This window comes from Candidatus Ozemobacteraceae bacterium (genome assembly GCA_035373905.1).
GTDB lineage: Bacteria > Muiribacteriota > Ozemobacteria > Ozemobacterales > Ozemobacteraceae > MWAR01.
The window spans coordinates 1-5,251 of sequence record DAOSOK010000077.1 but is presented as its reverse complement, the minus strand read 5'-3'; the positions used below and the strand labels follow the sequence as shown (position 1 = coordinate 5,251).

Genomic DNA, 5,251 nt, shown 5'->3' with positions numbered 1-5,251 from the left:
GACCGCTCGGTCCCCTGGCGCATGTCCTGATGCCGCCCGAAGAAGCCGGCGACCATCCGGATGCGATGTCGAAACTCGACATCTGGGCGGCCGTCACGATCCTTGCGGGCCTCGTCAGGCCGTCACGGAAGGGATTGACCGGATGACGGAACCTCTTCAGATCAGCGAGTCTTTGACGATACCGGCCGCCGATCTCCACTGGAGCGCGGCGCGGGGCTCGGGTCCCGGCGGCCAGAACGTCAACAAGGTTGCGTCGAAGGTCGAACTTCGCTTTGATATCGCCGGCACGACAACCCTTTCCCCGGCCGTGAAGGAACGACTTCGCGCCATCGCCGGGAACCGCATCGACGCCGACGGGCGCCTCCTGATCACCTGCCAGGAAAGCCGCGACCAGCGCTCCAATCTCGAGGAAGCCCTCCGGAAACTGCGCGACCTCATTTTGAAGGCGCTCACCCCGCCGAAAAAGCGGCGTCCGACGAAACCGACCCGCGCGTCGAAGGAGCGCCGCCTCGCCGGCAAGCGCGCCCACGCCGAGAAGAAACGCCGCCGCACATCAGATAGCGAGTAGTATATTGCGCCTCGGGGCGGGTTTCAAACCCGCCCCTCCTCCATATGCGTGAACCATTGATGCGCCCGGAAGAGGCCGCGACTCCGAGGGGGGCCACCACGCATTCGGGGTTTCGGCCAGACGACAGACCGGGGGTTCCGTACGGAACCCCCGGCCTGGTCTTGATGTCGGGAACGCTTATTTCGCGGGCTTCTTCAGGGCCTTGGCCTTCTGGGCTTCCTCGAAGCGCTTGAAGGCTTCGATGGTGCGGGAATCGTTGGCGCCGTATTCGCTCTTGAGATTGAAGTAGTTGATGTAGAGGGCATTGATATCGCTCTCGGAAGCGCCGGCCCAGTCTGCATCCTTCCACTCGGCGTTTTTCTTCGCAACATTGAAGGAGTAGGCCTGGTCGAGGTCTTCACCGACGGAACAACTTGTCGCCTTTCCGCCTTCGATCAGCATTTCCCGGCCAGAACCGTTCTTGCCGCGGACGGCGACGGCGCCTTCGACGACGGAAAGAACCGATTTGCCCCGGGAACTCACGCCCACGTCGAAGATGGTGCCGCGGATGCCGGCCACGAGGCTCGGGGTTTCGATCAAAAACTCGGAGCCCCGCTTGACGAACTTGAACCAGGTCTGGCCTTTGAACACCTTCAGGGCCGTCGGCTGCAGTTCGACCATGGTCATCGGCTTGATGCGCATGCGGGTGCCGTCGCCGTAGACGAGTTCGGCCTTCGATTCGCGCAGCGTCTCGATCAGATCGCCGGCGAACAGGGGGGATGCAGCGGTGATGACATCGGAGAGAACCTTGCCGACGCGCGTCAGTTTGACCTGGCCGCCGATGATGGAGAGTTTCACGTCGAGGGGCTGCATTTGCTGTTCCGCGGCCCATGACGCGCACGACATGACGGCGATCAACACGGCGATGAAGCACATCATTTTCCGAATGTTCATACCTGCCTCCAAGTGAAGATGTTTCTTGAATTATACGGGCGAATGCCGGGGGGGTGTCAAGCGGCTCCGCAAGGGCATCGGCAGCGGCCGGACGGGTCAGTTCCCGGGTTTCACGTCGGGGGTGCTCCGAACGTAGTCGGCAAGAAGAACGGCAAGAGATTCGGTCGCGACGTCGAGATCGTCGTTCACGACGATGCGGTCATACTCGCCGCTGTGCGTCATCTCCTCGCGGGCGTTCTTCAACCTCTGCTGGAGAACCGTCTCGGAATCGATATTTCTCTTCCGAAGCCGATCTTCGAGAATCTCGATCGAGGGCGGCATGATGAAGACAAGAACGGCCTCGGGGTACACCTTCCGAATCTTGAAGGCGCCCTGCACGTCGATGTTGAGGAGAACGTGCCTCCCCGAATCACGCTGGCGGTCGAGAAAAGCCCGCGGCGTTCCGTAGTAATTGCCATGCACGACGGCCCACTCGGCGAACAAGCCCTCTTTGATCTCGGCCTCGAAGCGTTCCGGTGTATAGAAGAAATACTCCTGGCCGTCCCTCTCGCCCCCGCGCGGTCCGCGGGAGGTCGCGGAAATCGAGTAGACCATGTTCGGAAACCGCTCGATCATCCGGTTGCACAACACGGTTTTTCCCACTCCCGACGGGCCGGAGATGATGAACAGCATGCCGCGTGCCGACCCGGCGCCCCCCGTATCCATCACTTTTTCCGCACCAACAGAGACTTGCCGTCCATCGCGGCGGGCTGGGGAACGCCGAGCAGCTCCAGTATCGTGGGAGCTATATCACACAGGCTGCCGCCGCTGCGGAGATCGGCCGAGTGCCGCGTCAACAGGCAGAACGGCACGGGATTGACGGTATGCTCGGTGAACGGGCCGCCGGTCTTCGGGTCGATCAGCTGTTCGGCGTTTCCGTGGTCGGCGGTGATGATGCAGTCGTAGCCGAGGTCATACGCGACCGGGATGACCTTCGACAACACGCAATCGACGGTGGTCACGGCTTTCACGGCCGCGTCGATGATGCCGGTGTGGCCCACCATGTCGCAGTTGGCAAAATTGACGACGACGCACGGGAAGCGGCGCAAGCGGATTTTTTCCAGCAGGGCCTCACCCACCTCGAACGCCGACATTTCCGGCTTGAGATCGTAGGTTTTCACCTTCGGCGATGGAATCAGTTGTCGCTCCTCGTGGGGAAGCGCCTGCTCGACGCCTCCGTTGAAGAAGTAGGTGACGTGCGCGTATTTCTCGGTTTCCGCGATGCGGAACTGGGGAATGCCTCGCTGGGAGAGGACTTCTCCGAGCGTGTCGGGAAGCCGCTGTGGCGGGAACGCGACCGGCACGTCGAACGTCTCGGCATACTGCGTGAAGCTCGCGAATTTCAGCTTCATCTCTTTGCGCGGGAAATCGGCGAATCCTTCCTCGGTGAACGCGCGCGTGATCTGACGCATGCGGTCGGCGCGGAAGTTGAACGCCAGGATGCCGTCGCCGTCGGAAATCACGGCCGTCGGCTTCCCGTCGGTTTCGATGACGACGGGGACGATGAATTCATCGGTCACCCCGGCCGCATACGAAGCTTCGACCGCCGTCACGGGGTCGGCGGCGCGGTTGCCCGTGCCGTACACGAGCGCCTGATAGCCCTTTTCGACGCGCTCCCAGCGGAGATCGCGATCCATCGCGTAGTATCTGCCGCCCACGGTCGCGACCCTGCCGACGCCGATCTTCTTCATCTGCTCGACCAGCTCGCGCATGAAGCCGGCGCCGCTGGTCGGCGACGTGTCGCGGCCGTCCATGAAGGCGTGGACGAAGACGTTCTTGAGACCGCGCTTCGCGGCGAGCTTCAGGCAGGCGTACAGCTGGTCGTTCCGACTGTGGACGCCGCCGTCGGAGAGAAGTCCGAGCAGGTGCAGGGCCTTTCCGGCATCGCGCACATCGTCGACGAGGCCGGTCAGGACGGGATTTTCGAAGAAGGAGCCGTCGGCGATCGAGCGGTCGATGCGCGTAATGTCCTGGTAGACGACGCGACCGGCGCCGATATTGAGATGGCCGACCTCGGAGTTGCCCATCTGGCCCGCGGGCAGGCCGACGCTCAGGCCGGATGCGGAAAGGCTGGTGAAGGGGCGCTCTCTGAACAGGCGGTCGATGAATTCGGGGGCGGCGAGGCGAACGGCGTTGCCGTCCGCGCGGTCCGAGATGCCGAAGCCGTCCAGAATGACGAGAAGAACCTTGGGTTGTGCATCCATGGGTTTGCATCCTTTATGGGCCTGGCATGGCCGAAAATGAATGGCGGATTATACCCACCCTGCCTTGATGTGTCAAATGGCGGGCATCGCAGAACCGCACATGTGTGAAGGGAGGCAGGGTGGGAAGTTTGAAGAGGGAAGTTCGGCGTTTAAAACACGGGAGCGAGGGCGATTGACAGATGGGGGGGAAGCTTTTAGAATCGGGCGCTATGTTGATCGTCGGGCTTGGGAATCCGGGCAGTGAGTATGAGAATACGCGGCACAACGTCGGCTTTCGAGCGGCGGATGTCCTTGCGGAGCGGTTTCGGGCGCGGTTCGACCGTTCGCGGCATCGTGCGCGTGAAGCCTCGTTCAGCTTCAAGGGCGAGTCACACCTCCTGATCAAGCCGCAAACATACATGAACCTTTCGGGCGAATCGGTTGCCGCCTTCATCGCGGCCGAACAGCTCACCCCGGAGTCGGTGCTGGTCATCGTCGACGACATCAATCTCCCATCGGGGAAAATTCGACTCAGAAGTTCCGGCGCCGACGGCGGGCACAACGGCCTCAAATCGATCATTGGCCACATTGGCCAGCAGTTCTGGCGCCTGAGGATCGGCGTGGGCATGCCCAGCGGCGCCGGGCTGGTGGACCACGTCCTGGGCCCTTTCACCCCCGAAGAGGAAACGATCCTCGCGCGCGTGATGGCCGACGTCCCCGAACTGACGACGATGTGGCTGATCGGGATGGGCGGCAGAGCCATGAACAGATTCAACGCGAAACTCTATACCGATCCGCCCTCCCCTCCCGAACAGCCGCGCGAAACTCCGGTGAAAGAGAAGAACTGACTCGCCAGCGCCTCTCCGGACGCGGCTCACAAATTTCCCACCGTTCCCGTTCGCGACCAGGGATCTGCCTTGCAAACCCTCTGGGGGTCTGATATGATCACATCAACAACCCAAGTGGGAGAGTCTTTCCATGCAAGATATCAGCGAATTGCGAAAAGACCAGCTCGATGCACTGCGCGAAGTGGGGAATATCGGTTCGGGAAACGCCTGCACCGCCCTTGCCCAGTTTCTCGACCGCAAGATCGCCATGGACGTCCCGACTGCCAAGATCCTCCCCTTCAGCGAGATTTCCTCCCTGCTCGGCGGCCCCCAGGAAAAAACCATCGGGATATTTCTGAAGGTCATGGGGAAAATTTCCGGAAAATTTCTCCTCCTCATCCCTGAAGACACGGGCATCAAGCTGATGCGGACCCTCATCCCGAAGAGCAAGGCAAATAAAGCGTCAGATATGGATGACTTCGAGATCTCGTGCATGCGCGAAATCGGGAACATCCTTGCGGGATCGTTCCTCAACGCTCTCTCCATCCTGACCCGCACGACCATGCTCAATTCGCTTCCCGCCATGGCGTTCGACATGGCCGGAGCACTGATCGACACCGTCGTGGCCGATATGGCAGCCGTCAGCGATCACGTGCTGATGATCGAAACCTCGTTTCTCGAGAGCAACGAGAATCTCAAGC

Annotated in this window: 6 protein-coding genes; 3 read left to right on the top strand and 3 right to left on the bottom strand. The window is 61.4% G+C overall.

From position 1 onward, the window contains the following. The first annotated feature begins 142 nt into the window (after positions 1-142). Positions 143-568 (top strand): alternative ribosome rescue aminoacyl-tRNA hydrolase ArfB, encoded by a 426-nt coding sequence (arfB, locus tag PLU72_20200; protein HOT30507.1) that lies wholly within the window; start codon positions 143-145, stop codon positions 566-568. Between the two features lie 177 nt (positions 569-745). Here the strand turns inward: arfB and PLU72_20195 are convergent, their stop codons facing one another. From PLU72_20195 to gpmI, 3 genes are all read right to left on the bottom strand, one after another. Beyond that, complete coding sequence (locus tag PLU72_20195; protein ID HOT30506.1) at positions 746-1,501, bottom strand: FecR family protein; 756 nt, start codon at positions 1,499-1,501, stop codon at positions 746-748. 96 nt (positions 1,502-1,597) lie between these two features. After that, positions 1,598-2,206, bottom strand: coding sequence for a guanylate kinase (gene gmk, locus PLU72_20190; protein ID HOT30505.1), 609 nt, complete (start codon positions 2,204-2,206; stop codon positions 1,598-1,600). Next, positions 2,206-3,744: a 2,3-bisphosphoglycerate-independent phosphoglycerate mutase gene (gene gpmI / locus PLU72_20185; protein HOT30504.1), complete on the bottom strand. Its 1,539-nt coding sequence runs from the start codon at positions 3,742-3,744 to the stop codon at positions 2,206-2,208. The genes gmk and gpmI overlap by 1 nt, the downstream gene beginning before the upstream one ends. A gap of 209 nt (positions 3,745-3,953) precedes the next feature. On the opposite strand from gpmI, the gene pth reads away from it, so the two are divergent. Both pth and PLU72_20175 read left to right on the top strand, forming a co-directional pair. After that, positions 3,954-4,571, top strand: coding sequence for an aminoacyl-tRNA hydrolase (gene pth / locus PLU72_20180; protein ID HOT30503.1), 618 nt, complete (start codon positions 3,954-3,956; stop codon positions 4,569-4,571). Between the two features lie 130 nt (positions 4,572-4,701). Next, positions 4,702-5,251: chemotaxis protein CheC (locus PLU72_20175; GenBank protein HOT30502.1), on the top strand; the 550-nt coding region annotated here is incomplete at its 3' end.

Coding starts and splice junctions, on each gene's coding strand:
- gmk (HOT30505.1), bottom strand. CDS start 2,206: ATGGATACGGGGGGCGCCGGGTCGGCACGCGGCATGCTGTTCATCATC.
- arfB (HOT30507.1), top strand. CDS start 143: ATGACGGAACCTCTTCAGATCAGCGAGTCTTTGACGATACCGGCCGCC.
- gpmI (HOT30504.1), bottom strand. CDS start 3,744: ATGGATGCACAACCCAAGGTTCTTCTCGTCATTCTGGACGGCTTCGGC.
- pth (HOT30503.1), top strand. CDS start 3,954: ATGTTGATCGTCGGGCTTGGGAATCCGGGCAGTGAGTATGAGAATACG.
- PLU72_20195 (HOT30506.1), bottom strand. CDS start 1,501: ATGAACATTCGGAAAATGATGTGCTTCATCGCCGTGTTGATCGCCGTC.